This is a genomic window from Actinomycetes bacterium (genome assembly GCA_022599915.1).
In the GTDB taxonomy this organism is placed as follows: domain Bacteria; phylum Actinomycetota; class Actinomycetes; order S36-B12.
The window spans coordinates 1-2918 of sequence record JAHZLH010000058.1; the positions used below are offsets into that span (position 1 = coordinate 1).

Consider the following 2918-nt stretch of genomic DNA (forward strand, 5'->3'; position numbering starts at 1 on the left):
GACTGAAGAGCACGACATCTCGCTGCCAGAGGTGTTGGACGCCATGATGGATGCGGGTGCTTCGGATCTGCATCTCACCATCGGTACGCGGCCGATGATCCGAGTTCGCGGTGGCTTGCGGGAACTTGAAGAGTTTCCGGAGTTGGACTCCGGCATGGTGCAGCGAGTGATGTATGCCGCGCTAACTCAGGGCCAGCGCGAGACCTTTGAAGAAAATCTGGAACTTGACTTCTCCTACACGTTGCCTGGTCGCGGGCGTTTTCGTGTGAATCTGTACAAGCAGCGAGAAGCACTGGGTGCCGCCTTCCGCGCCATCCCATTTGAGATCAAGCCGCTGGAAGAGTTGGGTATTCCACCAGCAGTTCGTGAATTTGCCGCGAAGCCACGAGGATTCGTGTTGGTGACGGGGCCCACCGGTTCCGGCAAGTCAACCACACTGGCCTCGCTGATCGACTTCGCCAATGAGACTCGCGATGAGCACATCATGACCGTCGAAGACCCGATTGAGTTCCTGCACAAGCACAAGAAGTGTCTGGTCAATCAGCGTGAGGTCGGTGCCGATACTTGGTCATTTGGCAATGCGTTGAAACATGTCCTGCGGCAAGACCCAGACATCATCCTGGTTGGTGAGATGCGGGACTTGGAGACGATTCAGGTAGCCCTCACCGCAGCCGAAACTGGCCACCTCGTCTTTGCCACGCTTCATACGCAAGACGCCGCGCAGACTATTGACCGCATGATTGACGTGTTCCCGCCTCATCAGCAACAGCAGGTCCGCCAGCAGTTGGCCGGTTCACTGCAGGGCGTGGTCTGTCAGACGCTGTGCAAAACCCGGGACGGGAAAGGGCGTGCGGTGGCCACCGAGGTTCTCGTAGTCACTCCTGCGGTTCGGAACTTGATCCGAGAAGGAAAAACCCATCAGATCTACTCAGCCATGCAGGCGGGTGCGAAACACGGCATGCACACCATGGATCAACACTTGGCGCAGTTAGTGCAAAGTGGCAAGATCAGTTACGAGACGGGTGTAGAAAAGTGTCACCACCTCGAAGACTTCAACCGGCTATGTGGCAGGGGGTGACCCTAGATGGCTACCGCAACGTATGACTACCAAGTGCGCGATCGCGCTGGGAAAGTTGTTAAAGGGAAGATTGACGCTGAATCGCCCGCTGCGGTAGCCAACAAGTTGAAGGACATGGGTTATGCGCCCATTTCGATCAACGAAGCGGGCAGTGGCCTGAACCGAGAGATCAAGATCCCCGGCTTGGGCGAGAAGATCAAACTCAAAGATGTCGCTATTCTTTGTCGCCAGTTCGCCACGATGATCAACTCTGGGCTGACGTTGCTGCGGGCGCTGTCAATCCTGGAAGAGCAGACCGAAAATAAGAAACTTGCTGAGGTGATTGGCGAGGTTCGTGCCGATGTTGAATCCGGCAGTTCACTTTCGGGCGCTCTCTCGCAACATGAAAATGTTTTCCCGCCGCTGATGATTAATATGATCCGCGCCGGCGAGGTTGGCGGGTTCCTCGACCAAACGTTGTTGCAAATCGCGGAAACCTTTGAGGCCGAGGTGAAACTGCGGCAAAAGGTCAAGTCAGCCATGACCTATCCGGTCGTGGTGTTTGTCTTCGCGCTTTTGGCGCTCACCGGCATGCTGTTGTTCATCGTGCCGGTCTTTGAGGATTTATTCGCCGGATTGGGTGGCGAACTACCGCTGCCGACTCGAATCTTGGTCATTCTTTCGGGCATTTTGAAAGTGACAGCGCCGCTGATCCTGGTACTGCTGATCGTGGCCGGCATTCTGTGGGGCAAGTTCAAGAACCATGAAAGGGTCCGTAACGTGGTGGACCCGATCAAACTGAAACTCCCAGTGTTCGGCGACCTGTTCCAAAAGATCGCTCTTACTCGCTTTACTCGGAACCTGGGTTCGATGATTCATGCTGGCGTTCCGATCTTGCAGGCGCTCGATATCGTCGCGGACACCTCGGGCAATGTCGTGATTGCTCGCGCGACCCGAGACGTAGAGGATTCGGTACGATCCGGTGAGCCGCTGGCGCGACCCCTACTGCAACATCCAGTCTTCCCGGCCATGGTGGTGCAGATGATGTCTGTCGGGGAGGACACCGGCTCACTGGACGCGATGCTCTTCAAGATCGCCGAGTTCTACGACCAAGAAGTGGAAGCAACCACTGAGGCGCTGACATCGCTGATTGAGCCGATCATGATCGCGGTGGTCGGTGGTCTGATTGGTGCCATGATCATTGCGCTGTACATGCCGATCTTCAGTGTGTTCGAACTCGTCCAGTAGGGCAGCTGTCCGGCGGTGGATCTTGCTCACTGGAGTGGCCGGTCGGCCCTGGCTACACCGCGACTAATGTTTTCCCAATATTGGCGCCGGTAAAGAGCCCAATCAGCGCATCAGGGGCATGCTCTAGACCTTCGGTGACATCGACTCGAGACTGCAAGCGGCCAGCAAGCAACCACTGGGCCATTTCCTGGGAGGCCTCCTGGGCCCGGTCGAAGTGATCAAGAACGATAAACCCCTGGAGCAGTGCCCTTCGGGAGATCGCGTTAATGATGTTGGCCGGCCCGGGCTGCAGTTCCTTACTGTCGTAGTTTGAGATAGCGCCACACATCACGATGCGGGCGTGGTCGCGAATCTGACCCAGAACTGCATTTAGGGTTTCGCCGCCGACATTGTCGAAGAACAGGTCGATTCCGTCCGGGAATGCCTCACCGAGGCCCGCGCGGACATCTGCCGTGCGGTAGTCGATCACCTCATCGAAACCGCACTCGTCCTTCAACCAGGCGCACTTCTCCTCGCCTCCGGCACTGCCGACCACCTTGCTGGCTCCCAGAAGCCGGGCGAACTGGCCGGCCATGCTGCCGACGGCCCCGCCCGCGCCCGTGACGAAGACCGA

Annotated in this window: 3 protein-coding genes; 2 read left to right on the forward strand and 1 reads right to left on the reverse strand. The window is 57.3% G+C overall.

Features of this window, described 5'->3' with window-relative positions; genetic code table 11:
- The first annotated feature begins 16 nt into the window (after window positions 1–16).
- Window positions 17–1078: a type IV pilus twitching motility protein PilT gene (locus tag K0U62_09635; protein MCH9801775.1), complete on the forward strand. Its 1062-nt coding sequence runs from the start codon at window positions 17–19 to the stop codon at window positions 1076–1078.
- Window positions 1079–1084: 6 nt separating this feature from the next.
- Complete coding sequence (locus K0U62_09640) at window positions 1085–2305, forward strand: type II secretion system F family protein (GenBank protein ID MCH9801776.1); 1221 nt, start codon at window positions 1085–1087, stop codon at window positions 2303–2305.
- Window positions 2306–2357: 52 nt separating this feature from the next.
- Here K0U62_09640 and K0U62_09645 read toward each other — a convergent pair.
- Window positions 2358–2918 (reverse strand): NADP-dependent oxidoreductase (locus tag K0U62_09645; GenBank protein ID MCH9801777.1); only part of this gene is annotated, 561 nt, incomplete at its 5' end.

Coding starts and splice junctions, on each gene's coding strand:
- K0U62_09640 (MCH9801776.1), top strand. CDS start 1,085: ATGGCTACCGCAACGTATGACTACCAAGTGCGCGATCGCGCTGGGAAA.